Annotated in this window: 20 protein-coding genes and 1 pseudogene; 8 read left to right on the top strand and 13 right to left on the bottom strand. The window is 40.7% G+C overall.

Annotated elements, in window-relative coordinates:
• Positions 1-86 precede the first annotated feature (86 nt).
• Positions 87-467 carry an allophanate hydrolase-related protein gene (locus tag PSE7429_RS12315; protein ID WP_009627529.1) on the bottom strand — a complete coding sequence of 127 codons (381 nt, stop codon included), beginning with the start codon at positions 465-467 and terminating at the stop codon, positions 87-89.
• A 228-nt stretch (positions 468-695) separates the two neighbouring features.
• Here PSE7429_RS12315 and PSE7429_RS28180 point away from each other — a divergent pair.
• From PSE7429_RS28180 to PSE7429_RS12305, 3 genes and pseudogenes are all read left to right on the top strand, one after another.
• Positions 696-944: pseudogene (locus tag PSE7429_RS28180) on the top strand (IS1 family transposase); the annotation flags it as partial.
• A 164-nt stretch (positions 945-1108) separates the two neighbouring features.
• Positions 1109-2431, top strand: coding sequence for an AAA family ATPase (locus PSE7429_RS12310; protein WP_009627528.1), 1323 nt, complete (start codon positions 1109-1111; stop codon positions 2429-2431).
• Positions 2428-3057 carry a retron system putative HNH endonuclease gene (locus tag PSE7429_RS12305; protein ID WP_009627527.1) on the top strand — a complete coding sequence of 210 codons (630 nt, stop codon included), beginning with the start codon at positions 2428-2430 and terminating at the stop codon, positions 3055-3057. Before PSE7429_RS12310 ends, PSE7429_RS12305 begins: the two co-directional genes overlap by 4 nt.
• Before the next feature lie 77 nt (positions 3058-3134).
• Here PSE7429_RS12305 and PSE7429_RS12300 read toward each other — a convergent pair whose 3' ends face one another.
• The 3 genes from PSE7429_RS12300 to PSE7429_RS25135 all read right to left on the bottom strand — a co-directional run bounded on the left by PSE7429_RS12300 (position 3135) and on the right by PSE7429_RS25135 (position 4885).
• A complete protein-coding gene (locus PSE7429_RS12300; RefSeq protein WP_009627526.1) occupies positions 3135-3326 on the bottom strand; it encodes a hypothetical protein in 192 nt (63 codons plus the stop codon).
• Positions 3327-3584: 258 nt separating this feature from the next.
• Entirely contained in the window at positions 3585-4076 is a 492-nt protein-coding gene (locus PSE7429_RS12295; RefSeq protein WP_009627525.1) for a hypothetical protein, read from the bottom strand.
• A 284-nt stretch (positions 4077-4360) separates the two neighbouring features.
• Positions 4361-4885: a DUF4258 domain-containing protein gene (locus tag PSE7429_RS25135; RefSeq protein ID WP_083888404.1), complete on the bottom strand. Its 525-nt coding sequence runs from the start codon at positions 4883-4885 to the stop codon at positions 4361-4363.
• A 312-nt stretch (positions 4886-5197) separates the two neighbouring features.
• Between PSE7429_RS25135 and chlG the strand changes: the two genes are divergently transcribed.
• Positions 5198-6184, top strand: a complete 987-nt coding sequence (gene chlG / locus PSE7429_RS12285; protein WP_009627523.1) for a chlorophyll synthase ChlG — start codon at positions 5198-5200, stop codon at positions 6182-6184.
• An 85-nt stretch (positions 6185-6269) separates the two neighbouring features.
• Here the strand turns inward: chlG and PSE7429_RS26320 are convergent, their stop codons facing one another.
• Complete coding sequence (locus PSE7429_RS26320; RefSeq protein WP_158467634.1) at positions 6270-6410, bottom strand: hypothetical protein; 141 nt, start codon at positions 6408-6410, stop codon at positions 6270-6272.
• Positions 6411-6722: 312 nt separating this feature from the next.
• Between PSE7429_RS26320 and PSE7429_RS12280 the strand changes: the two genes are divergently transcribed.
• Complete coding sequence (locus PSE7429_RS12280) at positions 6723-7937, top strand: efflux RND transporter periplasmic adaptor subunit (RefSeq protein ID WP_009627522.1); 1215 nt, start codon at positions 6723-6725, stop codon at positions 7935-7937.
• A gap of 77 nt (positions 7938-8014) precedes the next feature.
• On the opposite strand, the gene PSE7429_RS12275 is transcribed toward PSE7429_RS12280, so the two are convergent.
• The 8 genes from PSE7429_RS12275 to sufB all read right to left on the bottom strand — a co-directional run bounded on the left by PSE7429_RS12275 (position 8015) and on the right by sufB (position 16051).
• Positions 8015-10141: a lytic transglycosylase domain-containing protein gene (locus PSE7429_RS12275; RefSeq protein ID WP_233424343.1), complete on the bottom strand. Its 2127-nt coding sequence runs from the start codon at positions 10139-10141 to the stop codon at positions 8015-8017.
• A gap of 676 nt (positions 10142-10817) precedes the next feature.
• Positions 10818-12209, bottom strand: a complete 1392-nt coding sequence (gene sufD, locus PSE7429_RS12270) for a Fe-S cluster assembly protein SufD (protein ID WP_158467633.1) — start codon at positions 12207-12209, stop codon at positions 10818-10820.
• Positions 12210-12220: 11 nt separating this feature from the next.
• Entirely contained in the window at positions 12221-13003 is a 783-nt protein-coding gene (gene sufC / locus PSE7429_RS12265; protein WP_009627519.1) for a Fe-S cluster assembly ATPase SufC, read from the bottom strand.
• A 68-nt stretch (positions 13004-13071) separates the two neighbouring features.
• Positions 13072-13305 carry a hypothetical protein gene (locus PSE7429_RS25965; RefSeq protein WP_009627518.1) on the bottom strand — a complete coding sequence of 78 codons (234 nt, stop codon included), beginning with the start codon at positions 13303-13305 and terminating at the stop codon, positions 13072-13074.
• Positions 13283-13555: a type II toxin-antitoxin system HicB family antitoxin gene (locus PSE7429_RS12260; RefSeq protein WP_009627517.1), complete on the bottom strand. Its 273-nt coding sequence runs from the start codon at positions 13553-13555 to the stop codon at positions 13283-13285. Before PSE7429_RS12260 ends, PSE7429_RS25965 begins: the two co-directional genes overlap by 23 nt.
• 1 nt (position 13556) lies before the next feature.
• The gene (locus PSE7429_RS12255; protein WP_009627516.1) at positions 13557-14000 is read right to left on the bottom strand and encodes a DUF29 domain-containing protein; all 444 of its coding nucleotides are present in this window, start codon (positions 13998-14000) and stop codon (positions 13557-13559) included.
• 18 nt (positions 14001-14018) lie between these two features.
• Positions 14019-14444, bottom strand: coding sequence for a DUF29 family protein (locus PSE7429_RS12250; protein ID WP_009627515.1), 426 nt, complete (start codon positions 14442-14444; stop codon positions 14019-14021).
• A gap of 170 nt (positions 14445-14614) precedes the next feature.
• Positions 14615-16051 (bottom strand): Fe-S cluster assembly protein SufB, encoded by a 1437-nt coding sequence (gene sufB / locus PSE7429_RS12245; protein ID WP_040688473.1) that lies wholly within the window; start codon positions 16049-16051, stop codon positions 14615-14617.
• Positions 16052-16336: 285 nt separating this feature from the next.
• Between sufB and sufR the strand changes: the two genes are divergently transcribed.
• The 3 genes from sufR to PSE7429_RS12230 all read left to right on the top strand — a co-directional run bounded on the left by sufR (position 16337) and on the right by PSE7429_RS12230 (position 18993).
• Positions 16337-17077 (top strand): iron-sulfur cluster biosynthesis transcriptional regulator SufR, encoded by a 741-nt coding sequence (sufR, locus tag PSE7429_RS12240; RefSeq protein WP_009627513.1) that lies wholly within the window; start codon positions 16337-16339, stop codon positions 17075-17077.
• 187 nt (positions 17078-17264) lie between these two features.
• Positions 17265-17501 carry a NifU family protein gene (locus PSE7429_RS12235; RefSeq protein WP_009627512.1) on the top strand — a complete coding sequence of 79 codons (237 nt, stop codon included), beginning with the start codon at positions 17265-17267 and terminating at the stop codon, positions 17499-17501.
• A gap of 349 nt (positions 17502-17850) precedes the next feature.
• Complete coding sequence (locus tag PSE7429_RS12230; RefSeq protein WP_009627511.1) at positions 17851-18993, top strand: hypothetical protein; 1143 nt, start codon at positions 17851-17853, stop codon at positions 18991-18993.
• The last annotated feature ends 162 nt before the right edge of the window (positions 18994-19155 follow it).

Here is a 19155-nt window from a genome sequence, read left to right as displayed (position 1 = left end):
GGTTGCCGCGCGGAGCGCGGCAACCCTCTTTTGGGTTTTAATTTTGTCCTAACAAGACTGGCGGCAGCTATATGTCCTAGCTTATATCAAACATTGCTATGTTTGATATAAGCTCTCCATCCACCATATTCTGTAATTTCCTTTTGCCCTTCACATAGGAAGGGTTCCCCTAAGACCCCTAAAACTTCTTGTCCGTCAGACAAAAGAATTTTACCAATAGATAAACCTGCTGGCTCGGACAATAGAATTTCCCCCAAGGCAGCAGGAGAAATTGACCAAATTTCTAAAGCGATCGCCCGTCCATTTTCCTTCACCCTGAACATGGCAGGATGGCGATCGCCGATCGACCAAAGCCTATAGATAGGCGCAGTGATATCTTCTCTAACAAATGTAGCCCCGACCTTCAGTAAGTTGGCATTTAGCTCTAACCCACGCATTAAAGTCCCGTTAACCGCAAAATCAATCATCGTGCTTCCTTTATGCTCATCACGTTGCTCAATTCTACATTAGCGCTAATTCTTAAAATCGCAGCAACTGATACTGCGATCGCCCCATCATGCATTTCACCAACCAGCGATCGCCTTATTTCAAGATTACCAATGGCTTTGTTGCGGCAAGAGATTTAGTGAAAGAACAGGAACGCCAATGTCAAGGCTGAGAACACCAGCGAGTGCGTATCCTTAGCGCTGAAGAAGAATGAATCATACAACAGTGCTTTGAGAAGGAGGTGTAGCGCTTATCGCCGTAGACAAAACCTATATGCGAAGAATACCGAAGGATTACAACGAGCAGCCACTGTGCAAAGATTAGTTCACAATTGGGTGAGACCTCATGTGGGCTTAGGGAAGAATAAGACTCCTGCTATGGCGATCGGGCTATATCATCGACCGCTTTCCATGCTGGATTTGCTCTCACTACGGGGCTTTCACTCCCTCACGTTTTAACTGACCAGTGCCCAAGTTATCCATGTAAGGCTCCCAAATTTTTCATAGCAATTAGTTCTCCATTAAAAATATTGCTCACGATTGCTTTCAGGTGATTTAGTCTAAATTTCCTTAGATATGGCTACAATGAATAGAAAATCAAGTTTGTTTGGTGTAAAGGAGCTATGCATATAGAAAAATTGCGGATGCAAAATTTTAGGGGATTCCAAGATGTCACTATAGATTTTCCCTCAAATCTTGCTGTTTTTATTGGTGTGAATGGCTCAGGTAAATCAAGCATTATTGATTGTCTAGACAACTTATTATTTGAATTAGTGCGTCAAGTTCTTATAGTTCAAAGAAATGGTAAAGGAGATTCTTTATATGACTTGAATTCCAGTTTTGCAGAAATTGATATTTCTAACGAATGTCGGGAAACTATAAATGAGTTAACACTCTCATCTTCAGATCTAAAGCAACAATTTTCTAGAAATCTTCAATTACTATATTTTTTTGGATATCCGTCAAGTAGCGACGAAGAACCTCGGCGTAATTTTGAACTTAGCAAATTTGACGATGCAGAAAATTTCAAAAAATTTATTCATGCTCAAATAGATAGTAAATCAAACCGAAGCATTCCGATTGTGGTTTGTTATTCTACCAAAAGATCAGTTACATATTATAGTTTATCTGGAAGCGATCCTTGGTCACCGAATAGAGCTAAGCCATCTCAACTTCATTGTTATACAGATGCTACTAATCAGAATAAAATTGATTTCCACACATTTTTTGCATGGTTCAAACACAATGAAGATTTAGAACAAGAGCTTAAATTAGATGGTGATTTGAATTATCAAGATTACCAATTAAACTTTGTAAGACAAGCAATTTTATCAATATTACCCGACTATACAGATATCAAGGTTAAGCGATCGCGTATGCAGATAGTCCTAAAAAAACAAGACCATGAACTAGTGCTTAATCAACTTTCTGATGGTGAGAAAAATTTGTTGGTAATGGTTGCGGATATAGCGAGAAGATTGGCGATCGCTAATCCAGATCCTACAAAAAATGCATTAGAAGGCGAAGGGATTATTTTAATTGATGAAATAGAATTACATTTACATCCTCAGTGGCAACGTGACATTATTCCACGGCTGACAAGTACTTTCCCAAACTGTCAGTTTATTGTTACAACTCACTCTCCTCAAGTTCTGAGTAACGTAAAAAAAGAGAACGTATTTATTGTTGAAGATTTTCAAGTTTATCCTGCCGATTCCTATACCTTTGGACGTGATAGTAACTCGATTTTATCCGAACTAATGGGAGTCACTGAAAGACCTGTAGAAATTCAAAATAAACTAACTGAATGCCTGTATAAAATCGATGATGGTCAAATCGAAGAAGCCAAAATATTGCTGCATGAATTATCTGATTTACTTGGTCATAATGACTCAGAAATTGTGAAGGCAAATACTCTGATTAGTTTTTTGTCTAAGGTGAAATGAAAAAGATCATCAAACAATCAGAGCCTAGATCTCTTGTAGAACATCGATCTCAAGCTAATGCTAACTATGACAACTATCCAGACAAAGATAAACTTAGAGAATCTTTGCTAAAAGAACAAGGATATATTTGTTGCTATTGTATGAGTCGCATCAAATTAGATGAAATGAAGATAGAACATTGGCAACCTCAAACCAAATACATATCTCGTCAACTCGACTATAGGAATTTGCTCGGTGCTTGCATGGGTAAACAAGGAGCGCGTCCTCAAAATCAACATTGTGATACTAGAAAAGGGGATAGTGAAATTACGATCAATCCCATCGAAGGCGATAAAAATTGTGAAAGATTAATCAAATATCGTCCTGATGGTGAAATTTATTCTACTGATGAATCTATAAATCGTGATTTGAATGAGACTTTAAACTTAAATCTCGAATTTCTAAAAAAGAATCGTAAAGCTGCTCTGTATGTCGTACTTGATCAACTTCAGAAAAAATTTCCAAAGACAAATTGGACTGCAAATATCCGACAAAAAGTTATCAATGATCTGAGTGATAAAGATGCAAATGGTTACTATAGTGAATATTGCCAAATAGCCATTTGGTACTTGAAATATAAGTTATAGCGATCGCCTCTAAACAACATTCAACCCCTACAGATCTAGAATTGCATCATAATCGCAATTTCAAAACCAGACAGGCTTTAATTTGCTAATCCTGCTGCGTACTCGCTATCAATCTCATCTAATAATTGATCAAGTTTTCCAGAATCAAGATCTTCTTCTATTTGCTGATCCCATATTTGCTCATGGTAATCTATCAGCCATGTTGTTAGGCTTGCTAACTCTTTTGTAGACAGTTTTTTGATTGCTGTTTCAAGTTCTTGAATGCTCATAACTTCTCTACTAATAATTTGTAATACCAGCCTTCAAAATGGCAACGCTATTTTGTGAAAACCAAATTCTGATTGTGTTTGGTCTTTAATTCCCGAAAGTGTAGGCAAAATTTTGGTAATTGGTACAACGAAATATATCAAAATAAAAATCTCGAATATATTCTGACTTTGTTTGATTTTAGAATCGCTATTGGAATTGCTATAAATATAAACAAGAGTACCAATGTATATCTTTTAAGACTTTCTGATGTTATGCCTTTATTTAGAATACAAAACTGTCGTTTCAACTAAACTACCACACCAAGCTTGAATTCTAAATTGCTCTACACGATCTTCAGTGTCTTCATTATCTATATCTTCATCCTTCTGTCCATATAACTCATCTCTATAATAAATCCTTAAAACATAAGATGCTGGGTTTATGAAGATTGTTCCAAAAGGATATTCTACTCCGTCAGGAAGAGTACAAAATACTAAAGTATCTGATGTAAGTTCCAATGATGATTCAACAACTTTACTCCATTCTTCAAATTTATTTATACTGGGTTTTTCTAGTAGCACTTCAAAGTTTATCTCTATCGAATTTACTTTGTCTGAAGTCAATAACATAACTCCTGCTGGTGTTCTTTCACACAAAGTTTCATCGTTGCCTTTACCTTCAATAGAGTCATACATAGAATCAAAATCTGAAAAGCTAGGATCAAGGATGAAGAAACCTCCATAATCAGATACACCTTTTATTGTTACCATTCTATTCTTTTCTTAAGATTATTTTCCTTAAATAATACATTCATAGCTATTTTATGTCGAGGGATTTAGATAACTTGTAAAGATTGTCCTTTTTTTTCTCGTAACTCAGAGGTAAGTCATACGTGCCTCCTTTGGTTAGATAAAAACAATAGCAAACCTATTCTAATTATTATGTCATAGCTTATTTCATTGCTTTAAGATGGTACTGCGATCGCTTATAGCAACTATAAGGATTTGCCAATAATGTGTAAGTTACTCACTTCTCTACAAATTGTTCTTAACCATCATTCATCGTTAATTCGCCTGATTGTAAAATCACTGTTCCATTCCTGAGAATCAGGCTCATATACAGCCATGATTTTAATCAATGGACTGCTGGGATAGCTACTTTGCACATGAATAGCTCGTCCAGAACTAGTCAAGCCACCAATGAGATAACTAGACTCATCACTATCATTTGGGTAATCTTCAATAATTTGACCATTAGAGATCGCCTCTATAATCTCATTCAATTTGAGCTGACGAGAGGTTGGCTGATCGACAGCATTTTCAGAAAACTCAAACTGAGCGTTGGCAATTTTGCGCTGAATATCTTCAATTATGAGTGAGTAATCTTCTGTTGGATCTGGATTGTAATTATTTAATAAACCTAAACGTTGACCAAGAAAACTAAAGTAAGTGTAAGCCGATCCATTAGTTGAATCAAACCAACGAGCTAAAACAAAATCCCTAAATCCATCATCGCGATCGTCCCCAAAAGTTAGAGCAAGATTTTTTTCTGCTCGACGCGCTATTTGAACTGATGTCATCTGGCAAAGAATTATCTGAATAACTAGAGGAGATCCTAAACGTGAAAAGAAAGATAAAGCAAACCAAATTAAAAGTAAAGTTATTGGCTCAATAGACTTTTTCATAAACTATGTCCAACCCGATAGTTTTTAGTCTGATTTTAGCTTAATAAAAAACAATTGACTAATATATCTAGACACACTTCAGCAATGCACTAACAGCTTTGGCAAAGCTTCAAATTAGACTAACAATTAAATTCTTTAGAGCTTTATGACTAAGGTGCGATCGCCTAAAAGCTATAATCAACCGCAAGTCTATAAATTTTTGTAAATATGTCGTCTCCAACCCCTGACGTACCAGCGAGCGAGTCTCGCGAAGCCCGTACCCGCCAAATGCTCGGAATGAAAGGTGCGGACATTAAAGAAGCTTCGATCTGGAAGATCCGCTTGCAATTGATGAAACCGATTACATGGATACCCCTAATGTGGGGCGTACTCTGCGGTGCTGCCTCATCGGGCGAATTTACATGGTCGATAGAAAACGTATTGCGATCGCTACTTTGTATGCTCATGTCAGGTCCCCTCCTGACAGGCTATACCCAGACAATTAACGATTACTACGATCGCGAAATTGATGCAATTAACGAGCCATATCGCCCGATTCCATCGGGAGCAATTCCCCTCAATCAAGTCATTGCTCAGATCTGGATTTTGTTGCTCGGCGGTATTGGAGTAGCGGCGATCCTCGATATCACCGCAGGTCATGCCGACTTCATCATGACCAAATTAGCTCTGGGCGGCTCCTTCGTTGCCTATATCTACTCTGCACCACCTTTAAAGCTCAAGCAGAATGGTTGGCTGGGTAACTATGCCCTCGGAGCCAGCTATATCGCCCTACCTTGGTGGGCAGGACATGCCCTCTATGGACATCTCAACTGGACAGTGGTAGTTGTGACCTTGATTTACAGCTTCGCAGGTTTAGGGATTGCCGTAGTTAACGACTTTAAGAGCGTCGAAGGCGATCGCGAATTAGGATTAAAATCTTTGCCTGTAATGTTTGGAGTCCAGAGAGCCGCTTTACTATCAGCAACAGCGATCGATGTCTTCCAAATTGGCATCGCCGTTTACTTGGTTACTGTTGGCGAACAGTTACTAGCGAGTTTGATTGTACTATTGGTGATTCCGCAAATTACATTCCAAGATATGTATTTCCTCCGCGATCCGCTTAAAAATGATGTGAAATATCAAGCTAGCGCCCAACCATTTCTGGTAATCGGGATGTTGGTCGCAGGAATTGCCATGGGACATGCAGGGATCTGATTATATCAATTCCCAAAATGGCGTTGCCATTTTGGGAATCTCAAAAAAATATGGGGTTTGTTTTTTAATTCATTGAAGTGTTGGCTCACTTCAGTAAATTGACATTATTCCGAATATTAAGTATGGCAACGCAAGTTTTGCTTAGGACATGAAGCCCCAAGGATGAGTGACGGGACTCCGCACTGTCATCCATCCTTGGGGTTTCGACTTGTAAGTAGTTCGGCATAATTAAAAAACCAAAACCAGAGAGCATACCGCCCGCTGCGCGGGCGGTATGCTCTTCTAGGTTTTAAGTTTACTTATGCTTAGCTACTTAATCACCAACTCAAACCTTGCAAGTAGCACTTTGTGCCTCAATTATACTTAATGGGAAATAGCTCCTAAAGGGTGATTTAGTGATGATGAATGTTGATTATTATCTATAGGCAAAGAAAGCCGATACATCAGATATCATTTGCCAATATTCATGATTAAACATCAAAACCGAAGACCGCGATCGCCAATCGCTATACCAAACAAATCATTGAGGGATAAATCATTGAGTAAATCATTAGGCGCTGTAATTGGTGTTTTGCTGGTTTCTTGCTCTGCTGCACCCCAAGGTAATGGAGTGCGCGCAGTTCCCGTACCAATTTCTGCGGTGGAGACAGGAACCGTCACCGATAGCTCAGATTACGTCGCCAATTTACAATCGCGCCAATCTGTCACCCTTCAACCAAGAGTTGACGGCTATGTGCAAGAGATTTATGTTAAAGCAGGTGATCGGGTCGAGGCAGGAACGCCTATTTTACGGATCGATCCTGCGACTCAACAGGCCGCAGTACAGCAGTCAGTAGCAACCTTAGCAACTTCCCAGTCCGACTTTGAAAGTGCTAAAGCTACTCTTGCCCAACTAACTGCCAGTAAAGAGTCCACCTTATCTAGTCTTGATTTCAATCAAAAAGAGTATAAGCGCTATTCCGATTTGGTGACACAAGGAGCGTTCGCAAGGCAAAAGCTTGATGAAGTTTCTAATAACTTAAGAAATGCTAGAGCCGAACTAGGGAAAATCGATGCCCAGATCGAAGCTCAAAAAGCTAGTATTAACAGTGCAGCAACAAGGATTGAAGCATCTCGCGCTGGAGCAGTTCAACAAGAAGTTCAATTAGATTACTATACGATAACTGCTCCTTTTGCAGGTATCGTGGGCGATATTCCCGTTAAGGTCGGCGATAATGTAAATAGTACGACCCAACTAACGACGGTCACGCAAAACCAAGTATTAGAAGTACAGATTGCCGTACCCATTGAGAATGCACCAAGATTGAGAATGGGAATGCCTGTGGAGTTGTTAGACGCTCAGGATAAATCCCTTGTTAAAGGAAATGTGGCTTTTATTTCGCCAAATATCAATTCTCAAAATCAATCAGTTTTGGTAAAAGCGAACTTTAATAATGGAAACAATCAGCTAAAGGCAAATCAGTTTGTTAGAGCGAGATTGATTTGGGATTCTCGTTCTGGCGTTGTCGTTCCTACCTCCGCAATTTCTCGCCTTGGCGGTCAAGATTTTATCTTTGTTGCCGAAGAAAGTTCGGTAAATGGGCAAACACAACTAGTTGCTAACCAAAAAGCCATTAAGCTCGGCAAAATTACTGGTAACAAACAAGAGGTATTAGAAGGGCTAACTTCTAAAGATAAGATCGTCGTTGCTGGAATTCTCCAACTCCGCAACGGTGCGCCGATCGCCCCACTTGCAGAACAGCCTAAAAAATAGCTAATCAAGGCTGAATAATAGCAAGTTAAGAAATGGTGTTGCCATTTCTTAACTTGCTATAAAACCGAAGAATTGATTTAGAATTTGCTAGAAGCATTGAGATTATTTGCTTGCTGCAAGGCTGATATCTGCTGTTGCACCGATGGCGAGTATAAACGCAGGTAATTCCAATAGTTACCTAAAACCTTAGATACATAATCTCTAGTTTCGTCGTAGGGAATGCTGTTGACAAAATCATCGGGATCGCCAATTCCCCTAGACTCTACCCATCGTCCTACGGCCCCAGGACCCGCATTATAACTGGCTACGGCAAGCATCGAATTATCGCCATAGCGACTATGGGTATAGTCTAAGTACCAAGTTCCAAAACTGATATTATCTTCGGGATTGTCGAGGTTGTAGTTGTTGATCCCCTTTTTACTGGCGATCCATGAGCCAGTGTCGGGCATAATTTGCATCAGTCCGATCGCACCTGAACGAGAACGAATTTGCGCTTCAAAGCGTGACTCTTGGCGCACTAACCCAATGACAAGGGCTGGAGAGAGCTTGCGATCGTTTGCCCAATTGGAAATCAAGTCCCAATAATGGAAGGGGTAAAGGGATTTCATATAGGCAGGATGCTGCTTAAGCTGGGCAATATCTGACTTTTGCGACTGAGGCACATCAATCCAATCTAAACTTTCGAGGGTTTTAATACCGATGAGATTGTCTTGATTTGCTACGCGCAATACCCCATCGTTAAAGATTTCCTTGGGTTCAAGGTTCCGCTTACCAGCTATTTCCGATCGCCATTGAGATCTCGCATCGCGATCCAAACCAAGAATATACAGTTCTTGCAGCTTTGCCGAGCCCACGGGCAAACTCTGGCGGGCACTGGGCAACGCGATCTTTGGCATAGTGTAACGAGCCGTAGTAAAAGTTCCCACTTGCCAACCTAGCGAACTTGCTGCTCGCCATGCGTAATAAGAATCAGGGTGTTGTCGAATTGTAAACTCAAAAAACCTTTTAGCTTTCGCCTTATCCCCAGTTTGGTTTGCCCATTTCCCTGCCCAAAAACTTGCCTCGGCGGCGGATTTACTATCGGGGGCATTGGCAATTAATGCTTCAACTGAGGCGATCGCCTTAGGGGTTTGTCCTCCCTGAGCTTGACCTTTAGCAATCCGCCACCGTAGATCTGAGGCTGCCTCACTATTACCATATTTTTCTAATAATAGATTTCGTGCGCTACTAGCCGCTTTAGGGCTATCGAATTTATCCTGCAAAATAGTTGCCTTGAGAGCTAATGCTTCGCCTGCGGTATCGGGATAGCTGGCAACAATGCGATCAGCTGCGGCAAGGGCTCCTTCTGGCGAATCTATCTGTGTAATCCGAATTAGGGCACGCGGTGCTTGGGGGCTCTGCGGGAACTGCTGCACGACACGATTATAGGCAGCGATCGCCGCATCAAATTGTTTGCCCCGATGGAGGCTACGGGCGTAGTTATAGGCTGTGATGGGGTTCGGCGTAGCCCGACTGTAGGCATTAGCGGCTCTGCCAAATTCAAAATTGTAATAGTAAGCATCAGCAACTGCCCACCACTGATCAGTGCTAAGCGCAGGAGAACTCGCTACCAGACGATTGAGGATTGGGACGATTTCTTTGTAATCGCTAAAGTAGGTTGCTAAGTGCGCCATGAGATCGACTCGACTGGGATCTTGCGCTAATAGACGCAGCGCAACTTCTTGCGATCGCCCATGGGCAGGAAATTTTTGTAAAAGCTGTTGGTTTTGCCCCAGTGCAAACAGAGCTTCAGCCGTAGCAGGACTATCGGGGAACTTGGCTAAGAGACTTTCCCAAGTAGTTTTGGCTGCTTGCAGATCGCGGAGTTGGGTTTGGGCCTGTGCGCGTTTCAGCAGAATGTAATCGGCGAGGACGGGATAATTTTCTTCCAGTCGATCAAGAGTGGCGATCGCTTCACGCGCTTTGCGATTATTGAGATAGATATCAGCAAGTACCAAACGAGCCCGCATGGACTCAGCATCATTACTAGAACTCGGTGTTTTGGCTTGAGTTTCGAGTTTAGCAATCCTTAGATCGATCGGAGAGTAGATCAAAGGGTCGAAGGAATTGGTATTACTAGCAAGGCTGGAATTCAGACTGAGATTATCCTCAGAAGTTGCTGAGATTAGTGGGGCGCTAGCTCCTGCTAATGTAGCACTGAGCATAAGCACAATTGACCAACGCATTAATTTTCTCATCCCGATACATTCTTAATGGTCAGCATCCTAGCATTTTTTATAGATATGATAAAACAAAATTTTGCGAAAAATAATTATGGGGAATTAGGAGGTAATCTGGGAATGTATAACTTTCTAAAAAATTTGCTAGTTATTTTTCTGTTTCTTGGGTGAATACGTAAAAGTAATGAAATAAAACAAATAATTATTAGATAAGTTAGTTTGATAAAGTTAACACTGAAAAACCCATACTGATTGTCTAATGGTCGTTATAGGCTCTCATTTTTGTTTTTAAATGATGATTCTTAACTAATATTATTTAGCTATAGCAATGTAAGTTTTGCTTTAGTCATAAACTCAAAAAGATGAGTAGCAGCGCTTCCCACGACCACTCGTCTTTTTTGATTTGATTTGTACTAACTCAATCAATCATTGCTATAGGGACAATTAAATATAAAAATCAACATTTGCTACGTAAACCCTTTCTCAAAGCCAGTTTCAAATTATCCCGAATTCACGTTGATTATTATAAACACCAAGAGGAGAAGGATGGTGCTTCGCGCCATCCTTCTCCTCTTGTGTGAAAACACTTTTGTGAATTAAAAACCAAACTCAGTAAGGGTTTTCAAAGCTCAAAATGGCTTAGCCATTTTGAGCTTTGGTATTAATTATCCTTTGTCTTGGCTAGTACAAAGCTACTTAGCGATCGCTGCACCGACAAAATCGGAATCTGAGAAATAGCTTCCGTCGCAAAGGCATAGGTAAGTAAATTCGCTGCACTCTCGGCATCGATCGCCCGACTTTGGAGATAGAAGATTTCTTCTGCATCCAATTGACTGACTGTTGCGCCATGAGCACATTTGACATTATCCGCAAAAATTTCTAATTGAGGTTTGGTATCCACCCGCGCCTTGCCCGATAGCAACAAATTGCGGCTAAGCTGTGCCGAATCAGTTTGTTGGGCTAGCTTCGCCACTTGAATTTTGCCATTAAAGATCGCATGGGAGCGACCATCGGCAATGCATTTATGCAATTGCTTGCTAGAGCCGTGGGGATAGTTGTGGGCAATACAAGAATGGGTATCGGCTAACTGTTCGTCATCAATAAAAGCTAAACCTGTGAGCGAAGTTTCCGTTTGTTCCGCCATTTGATGCACGATCAAATTCTGACGCGAGATTTTTGCTCCAAAGCTAATAGATTGATTCTTATAGACACTATTTCTAGCTTGAGCAATTGCTGTGGTATTAATATGAATCGCTTCATTACCCTGCTGTTGCACCTTGGTATGATTGACCTGAGCGCCTTCCGCTAACCAAACTTCCGTTACGGCATTGGTAAAATAGACTTGATGATCTTCACCCACAAAGGTTTGGACAAAAGTCAAATTGCTATGGGATTCGGCGATTACCAAGCAACGAGGCTGATTGATTAATGTTGCTTGTCCGACTTCGGGAACCGAACCGAAGATCAACTGAATGGGATTCTCAACTACTAAATTTTTAGGCACGAGAATGATCGCGACATCTTCCATACAGGCTGTATTGAGACTGGCGAAATAATCATTTGCTTCAGGATGTTGAGCGAGATGCGATCGCAACTTTGGCAAAATGCGATCGCCAAGGGTTTCTAAAGTGCCGATCTCCAAACCCCCTACGATATTACTGAGATCCGACAGATCTTGGCGATATCGTCCATTTACAAATACCAGACGGCTACCGAGGGACTCTGGCGCAATATGCTTGGTAATTAATGCTTCAATATCAGAATTACGAGAGGTGCGCGTTTCGGGATTGGCAAAGGTCAAACTACCTAAAGCCGAAACATCGGTATATTTCCATTCCTCATCTTTTGTTGTCGGGAAAGAAAGGTTGAATAGGCGATCGCTAGCCAATCGACTTAGCTCGACCGCAAACTGTTTCGTATCGCGATCGATATTTGAAGTATCGGATTTTAGTCCCACAATCTGTGAAACAAACTGTTGACTATCCACAGATAAGCGGCTGCGCGAACTTAACGCACCCTTCAATTCCGCTTGATCTTCCAATTGTTCAGACACTTGAATAGCCATTATGCCAACACCGCCTCTTCTTCCTTGAGCCAGTCATAGCCTTTCTCTTCTAGCTCTAGGGCCAAGTCCTTACCACCCGTAAGAATGATCTTGCCATTTTCCATGACATGAATGAAGTCGGGAATAATGTAATTGAGCAAGCGCTGATAGTGAGTAATAACGAGAGAAGAATTATGAGGTGTGGAGAGCTTATTAACGCCACCTGCAACAATTCTCAAGGCATCAATATCTAGCCCTGAATCAGTTTCATCCAGAATTGCTAACGTGGGATCGAGAATCGCCATTTGCAAGATTTCATTACGCTTCTTCTCGCCACCTGAAAATCCTTCATTGACGCTACGGCTCAAGAATGATGGATTCATTTCCACAATTTCCAACTTTTCTTGAATGAAATCATCAAAATCAATAATATCTAACTCCTCTAAACCCTTATGCTTTCGCAAGTTGTTATAGGACAAGCGCAAGAAATCAGAATTAGTTACTCCTGGAATTTCCAGTGGATATTGAAAGGCTAAAAATATCCCTTCTCTAGATCTAATTTCAGGTTCTAAATCTAAGAGATTTTTGCCCTTATACCAAATTTCACCCCCCGTGACGGTGTAGGCAGGATGTCCCGCTAATACTTTGGAGAAGGTGCTTTTGCCAGAGCCATTAGGTCCCATAATCGCATGGACTTCACCAGCCTTAATTTCGAGATTTAGTCCTTTCAGAATCTGGACTCCATCCACTTCCGCAGTCAGATCCTTGACCGATAAAATTACTTCACTATTTTCGACAATCATTTCTTTTTTCTTAACAGTTAACTTCAATTGTAATGCTTTTCGTTCTAGATAAATACATTTAGAGTACTTTAATTCAAGTTATTCCACTCATCAATTGTGATTTCTCTACCTAAAATATTTTCAATTTCTTTTATCATCATTTTTAGCTGTGGAACGGAATATTCTAAATTTGATGGAATTGTGAGCCGACATTGTTTATAGATCATAAATTGATGTCTTGTGCCAGAAAATACACCTTCAAATTCAAGTTTTTGTAGCTTTCTGATGAACTCTTTACGCTTACATGGTGCTAATCGACTCACGTTTTAGCTCCTGATTTAGATCAATTCCACTAATAATCGGCAAATGATGACCTAGCTTTAAACCTAAAAATAACCAGTCCTCAAATACAGATTGCACTTCATATTCACATTCCCTTAGAGTTTCGCCAAAAGCAATTACGCCATGACAACTTGGAATACGTCCAACAAAAGAGTTATCCTCTAACTTGTCGTAGGTTGCTTGCCTGAGAGCTTGCTCTACATAGTCACTAAGAATAAATTTAACAGCCATATTAAATACCTATATATTCATCTTCAAAGACCTCTGTCCATGTTAGAACGAGAATATCAGATTTACAATTCATCTCAGCTTCGGCTTTACGCTTTGCTTTGATCAAAGCCTGATCCCAAAGCGATTCGATAAATTCACGATTGAGACTAGGCATCTCTTCTTGACTATCTTCGATCGCATCACGGGCATCGAGAATGGAAACAATCCAACTGCGACTACGCTTATTTGGTTGGGTTTTCCACTTAATGATATGCATCATTAAGCGAGTTAATTGACTTTTAAGAGCCTGACGTTCTGATCTTGACATTGCCTCAACTAGTGCGTTCAGTGCAGCTTTTGCTTCTTCCGTTTGTCCTTGTTGGAGCAAAGTTTGAGCAGCTTCTGCGGTCTGAAACTGGGAGTTAATTGCCATCATCTTCCAATCTGTTTTCGGATTTGCTAGCATTTCAACACCTCCATAGTTTCAAACCGTTGTTAATAATTGCATGGCTCGCTTTAAGATCTCCGACTGATTTACCATTTTACCAAGGGCGATCGCATCATAAGCACCACCAAAGGCTTCAAGTCGGGCATTGTCTAAAGCTTGATCGTATGCCTCATCGAGGATTTCTTGAAGTTCGCGATCGCTTAGATAATTGCCACCAGCCTTACGTCGTTTGTTAGTACGTTGAATTGAGAAAATAGCATTACGGATTGATACATCCCAAGAACTGGTAGAACGCTTTTCGGCAGACTGCTTGATTAGATGTAGCAAAAGAATCACGGCATAACTTTCGATTTTATTGATCTTATCGTCTTTGCTCATCTCTTCTAATTCATCAATCAGCATTAGAGCAGATTGGGTATCTCCTCTCTGAATTAGCGATCGCAGTTCTATGAGTTCTTCCATATTGTTTTTTATTAGCTTTTAGCCTTTAGCTTTTAGCTTTTAGCTTTTAGCTGTTAGCTTTTAGCTTTAATTTACTGTATGACTAAATATTTATCAGAACTGAAGACTAAAAGCCAACCGCTAATCACCAAATCCACTAAAGCTAACAGCTAATCGCTAACAGCTAATAACTATCCAACACTATTTTCTAACTTCAAAGCCAAGAGTTTATCTGCTTCCACTGCAAATTCCATCGGCAAAGCATTGAATACTTCCTTACAGAAGCCGCTAATAATCATTGAAACTGCATCTTCTACGGCGATACCGCGTTGTTGGAAATAGAAGAGTTGTTCTTCGCCAATCTTAGAAGTAGAAGCTTCATGCTCAACTCTGGCAGTATTATTTTGGACTTGAATATAGGGGAAAGTATTCGCCTGTGAGCAATCACCAATCAGCATTGAGTCGCATTGAGAATAATTTCTCGCGCCTTCCGCTTTTGGGGAAATCTTCACTAAGCCACGATAGCTATTTTGGGAGCCACCTGCGGAAATACCTTTAGAAACGATTTTACTGCGGGTGTTTTTGCCGATATGCACCATCTTGGAGCCAGTATCGGCTTGTTGCTTGTTATTAGTAAGCGCAACCGAGTAAAACTCACCGACAGAATTTTCGCCGACTAATACACAGCTAGGATATTTCCAAGTAATTGCCGAACCAGTTTCCACTTGAGTCCAAGAGATTTTGGAGTTCTTGCCTTGGCATAAGCCGCGCTTGGTCACGAAGTTATAAATTCCGCCTTTGCCATTCTTATCGCCAGCATACCAATTCTGTACGGTGGAATACTTGATTTCCGCATCATCGAGTGCGACTAATTCCACAACTGCGGCGTGCAGTTGATTAGTATCAAACATCGGGGCAGTGCAACCTTCGAGATAGCTCACATAGCTACCTTCTTCGGCAACGATGAGGGTACGCTCGAACTGTCCAGAATCGCCATTGTTAATGCGGAAATAGGTGGACAAGTCCATGGGACATTTCACGCCCTTGGGGATGTAGACAAAGGAACCATCGCTAAATACGGCGGCGTTTAGGGCTGAAAAATAGTTGTCAGCGATCGGGACAACACTTCCTAAATATTTTTTGATAAGTTCGGGGTATTCATGCATCGCTTCCGAGATCGAGCAGAAAATTACACCGACTTTGGCTAAATCTTTTTTAAAGGTAGTCGCCACGGAAACGCTGTCAAAGATTGCATCGACAGCTACATTGGCAAGGCGCTTTTGCTCAGATAGAGAAATACCTAATTTCTCAAAGGTATCGAGCAGTTCGGGATCGACTTCATCGAGACTTGCCTTTTTCTTAGACTGTTTGGGGGCGGAATAGTAAACGATATCTTGATAATCGATCGCAGGATAATCCACATGCGCCCAAGTCGGTTCTTGCATCTTTAACCATTGGCGATACGCTTTGAGACGAAATTCCAGCATGTATTCTGGCTCATTTTTCTTAGCCGAAATCATGCGGACGACATCTTCGCTAAGCCCGCGAGGAATCGTGTCCGACTCAATGGACGTAACAAATCCGTATTTGTATGGTTGGTTGACAAGTGCTTGAACCGTTGCAGTCATGTCAGTGGAGGCTCCTGATAAATTTAAGGCTCGAATTAGGACTCGATTTAAGGCTCGAATAAGGTTTTCAATGTCACTTTGAGACATTGAAAAAAGTTATTAGCAGTACATAGCTATATATTTAGCTATAATGCTACTAAAACAACTTACTTGTTTCTTTACTAATTGTAGGTTACATTAACAACACATAGGTTGTCAAAGTCAATTTTTTTATAAATATTGCGATCTGAATTGCAAAGCATGGCAAATCGACAAAAATCGACAATATGATTAGGAGCTTATTTTATGCAAACTCCCCTTGGTCTTGTTGAAATGTTTGCGCCAGACTTAAAACCAGACAATAAATCAGACAATAAACCAGACAGTAAAGGTGATGCTAAACATGATCCCAAGCATGATACTAAGCATGATATTTTGCAGCATTTGCTAAAGCGTGGCGAGGCAACCGCACAAGAGCTTGCTGAGAAGTTAGATATTAGTCCGCAGGCTATTCGCAAGCATTTAAAAGATTTGGAAGCTGAGGGGGCGATCTATCACACCGCCGAGCAGTTAGGTATGGGTCGTCCTCAGTTTATTTATGCTTTGACTGCCGCAGGACGCGATCGCTTTCCCGATAGTTATAACCAATTTGCCGTAAATTTCTTAGATACGCTCATCGATACCCTTGGCAAGGAGCAGGTGTCGGAGGTATTACACAAACAGTGGCAGCGCAAAGCTCAGCATTATAAATCGCAATTGGGAGGTGGTTCCCTCAGGCAAAGACTGGAGAAATTAGCGGAAATTCGGCGATCAGAAGGTTATGTGACGGAATGGTTTCCTATTGAGGGAAATGATCTGGAAAATCAGAACTTTATTTTTACGGAGTATAACTGCGCGATCGCCCATGTTGCCGAGTCATTTCCGAATGTGTGTGGGCATGAGCTGGAAATGTTTGCGACCGTTCTAGGCTGTCCTGTGGAACGGACTCACTGGATGGTTAACGGTGAGCATCGTTGTGGATACTTAATCCAAAATTCCATTCATTGAGGGCTGGAGCTTAGCGATCGCCCTCAATAATTCTGCTAGCATAATTAAGTAGCTGAGTATAAATAGACTAAAAGCATAAAACCCTGTGCCGACCGCGCAGCGGTCGGCACAGGGTCTGTTTTTATTCTTTAAATATGCGGATGTGCTTATTAATCTTGCAATCAATATTGAAAAAATAGGAAAAAATATGAGTCAGACTTTAACGAGAGAGAATGTAGAAAATGTTTTAGATGAGTTGCGTCCTTATCTAATGTCCGATGGCGGTAATGTGGAACTAGTCGATATTGAAGGTCCTATCGTAAGATTGCGCTTACAGGGTGCTTGTGGCTCTTGCCCTAGTTCGGCAATGACTCTCAGAATGGGTATTGAGCGGAAGTTAAAGGAAGAAATTCCTGAAATTAGCGAAATTGAGCAGGTTTTCTAAATAGGTAAGTATGGGTGGTGCTTTGCGCCGCCCATCTTTTTTTGGTTTTTAGGAGTACCGTTTGACCCTTACAGCGCTTTGCGCTCCAATCCGAACCAAGAAATTTTTTAAAAGTGTTGCTTTGCAACACTTTTAAAAAATTTCTTATGGTTCTTTTGATCGGAAGTTGCTGTAAGTAGCTATGCAACCCTAAAATCTGCGGCGCACCGCAGGTTTTAGATCTGGATTTTAATTGTGCTGAGGTACTTAGCACCTCAAATTTTTGACTCGGTAAAGAAATGCAGCATAGAGTGCTGTAATTCTTTGCCTTAAATCTATTGAGTATTTTGGGTTAAGGTGGATTTGGATTGTGAAGCGTAGAAAGATAAAGTTTGCATTGGGTTTGCTGGGTTTGTCGAGTTTCGCGATCGCTTTAAGTGGATGCATTTTTGCATCTCATCCTCAACTAAACGAAGGCATCAAAACTTCAAATATCAGAACTGCGAATGTCCCAAATCAGCAAATTGCAGCAACTCCATCAGTAGCTATTTCCCCATCACAAAAGACAGATACTGTAGAAAAATGCTCTGAAGCGAAAGCAGTAATGCCTAGCCAAAAATTTAAGTTGAGGAAATGCCATAGTTTAGACTGGCGCGAAAATAAATTTATTCTTGAACAAGACAATAAAGAAATAGGTAATTGGAAAGCAAAATTTTCTTTGAGATTTGATGCATTTGAGGCTGATTTGGATGGAGATGGAAGACAGGAATTAATTATTGCAGAGCACAACGCAACTAGTAACGGTTTGGGAGTTGCCTATTGGACTATTTATATTTTTCCCGATCCCTCTTATCCCTTGCCAAAGCCCATGCAATTTGAAACTCAGGAATATGGCAAGTTAGGAACTTTTGTTCCTGATGGCGATCGCTTTGAAGTTTGGACGACTGAATGGAAATGGATTGGAGAAACTACGGGAATCATCGGACAGCAATGGCGATATCGAAATGGAGAATTAATTCCTACCGATCATCCAGTACTAAGGCGATGGTTATCCTTTAACTTTGCTGCCGAGCGATCGCAAACCCATCATGATCCGCGCGTACCTTATTTATGGTTGGCGAATCCTAAGGCTCAAGCCTATGAAGAGAATCCATTATTACAACCCTATGAAATTACTAGCATCGAAGATGGAACTATTCAAAATGTCAGAAATATTAGGGATGTTAGCGATGTCAATAATAATTGCCATGAAAAATCAAACCATGATTGTAAAATCGTTGTAGATTTCAATCCCGATTTAGGCGATCCTCAATCCTATATTTACGATCGCAAAAGTAATAGTAATTCGCTAAGCATTTCTTACTTTGGCGATTGGTCGAGCCGCAGAATTTATCCCGTAAGCTATTTGCCATCCGACCCACAAAAGTGGTTAAAAGATAAGCGGGGCAAAATAATTACATACGCAGACAAGTACTCCACATTGAGAATACTTTGGTTAACTAGCAACGAGTAAATAAACTTAAAAGAGTTAAAACTAGTTAGCTAAAATCACTGGAGTTTAGACTAAGTTGATTAAGCTAATCAGAAAAAGAGCAGGAAAAAGTAACCCAGAGAATGGAGAACTGGGCAAATCCAAGAGAATGAAAAGGAGAATATTTAGGATTAGGAATTAAGG

Origin of the sequence: Pseudanabaena biceps PCC 7429 (genome assembly GCF_000332215.1) — a bacterium.
In the GTDB taxonomy this organism is placed as follows: Bacteria; Cyanobacteriota; Cyanobacteriia; order Pseudanabaenales; family Pseudanabaenaceae; genus Pseudanabaena; species Pseudanabaena biceps.
The sequence above is the reverse complement of the archived record's forward strand: the minus strand, read 5'-3'. Positions and strand labels throughout refer to the sequence as shown.

Bases quoted from the DNA above. Each gene is read 5' to 3' on its own strand.
- PSE7429_RS12315 (WP_009627529.1), bottom strand. From the start codon at position 467: ATGATTGATTTTGCGGTTAACGGGACTTTAATGCGTGGGTTAGAGCTA.
- PSE7429_RS12310 (WP_009627528.1), top strand. From the start codon at position 1,109: ATGCATATAGAAAAATTGCGGATGCAAAATTTTAGGGGATTCCAAGAT.
- PSE7429_RS12305 (WP_009627527.1), top strand. From the start codon at position 2,428: ATGAAAAAGATCATCAAACAATCAGAGCCTAGATCTCTTGTAGAACAT.
- PSE7429_RS12300 (WP_009627526.1), bottom strand. From the start codon at position 3,326: ATGAGCATTCAAGAACTTGAAACAGCAATCAAAAAACTGTCTACAAAA.
- PSE7429_RS12295 (WP_009627525.1), bottom strand. From the start codon at position 4,076: ATGGTAACAATAAAAGGTGTATCTGATTATGGAGGTTTCTTCATCCTT.
- PSE7429_RS25135 (WP_083888404.1), bottom strand. From the start codon at position 4,885: ATGACATCAGTTCAAATAGCGCGTCGAGCAGAAAAAAATCTTGCTCTA.
- chlG (WP_009627523.1), top strand. From the start codon at position 5,198: ATGTCGTCTCCAACCCCTGACGTACCAGCGAGCGAGTCTCGCGAAGCC.
- PSE7429_RS26320 (WP_158467634.1), bottom strand. From the start codon at position 6,410: ATGCCGAACTACTTACAAGTCGAAACCCCAAGGATGGATGACAGTGCG.
- PSE7429_RS12275 (WP_233424343.1), bottom strand. From the start codon at position 10,141: ATGCTCAGTGCTACATTAGCAGGAGCTAGCGCCCCACTAATCTCAGCA.
- sufC (WP_009627519.1), bottom strand. From the start codon at position 13,003: ATGATTGTCGAAAATAGTGAAGTAATTTTATCGGTCAAGGATCTGACT.
- PSE7429_RS12260 (WP_009627517.1), bottom strand. From the start codon at position 13,555: ATGGCTGTTAAATTTATTCTTAGTGACTATGTAGAGCAAGCTCTCAGG.
- PSE7429_RS12255 (WP_009627516.1), bottom strand. From the start codon at position 14,000: ATGCTAGCAAATCCGAAAACAGATTGGAAGATGATGGCAATTAACTCC.
- PSE7429_RS12250 (WP_009627515.1), bottom strand. From the start codon at position 14,444: ATGGAAGAACTCATAGAACTGCGATCGCTAATTCAGAGAGGAGATACC.
- sufB (WP_040688473.1), bottom strand. From the start codon at position 16,051: ATGACTGCAACGGTTCAAGCACTTGTCAACCAACCATACAAATACGGA.
- sufR (WP_009627513.1), top strand. From the start codon at position 16,337: ATGCAAACTCCCCTTGGTCTTGTTGAAATGTTTGCGCCAGACTTAAAA.
- PSE7429_RS12235 (WP_009627512.1), top strand. From the start codon at position 17,265: ATGAGTCAGACTTTAACGAGAGAGAATGTAGAAAATGTTTTAGATGAG.